Below are 351 nucleotides of genomic sequence, written 5' to 3'. Positions count from 1 at the left end.
CCATGGTGTGACGGGCGGTGTGTACAAGACCCGGGAACGTATTCACCGCGGCATGCTGATCCGCGATTACTAGCGATTCCGACTTCACGCAGTCGAGTTGCAGACTGCGATCCGGACTACGACTGGTTTTATGGGATTAGCTCCCCCTCGCGGGTTGGCAACCCTCTGTACCAGCCATTGTATGACGTGTGTAGCCCCACCTATAAGGGCCATGAGGACTTGACGTCATCCCCACCTTCCTCCGGTTTGTCACCGGCAGTCTCATTAGAGTGCTCAACTGAATGTAGCAACTAATGACAAGGGTTGCGCTCGTTGCGGGACTTAACCCAACATCTCACGACACGAGCTGAC

At 55.3% G+C, this 351-nt stretch carries 1 rRNA gene; it reads right to left on the bottom strand.

The features are described from left to right. Nucleotides 1–351, bottom strand: a 16S ribosomal RNA gene (locus K8B81_RS20855); the annotation flags it as partial.

Origin of the sequence: Flavobacterium hibisci, from assembly GCF_020026925.1 — a bacterium.
In the GTDB taxonomy this organism is placed as follows: domain Bacteria; phylum Bacteroidota; class Bacteroidia; order Flavobacteriales; family Flavobacteriaceae; genus Flavobacterium; species Flavobacterium hibisci.
This window is presented reverse-complemented; position numbering and strand designations above follow the sequence as displayed.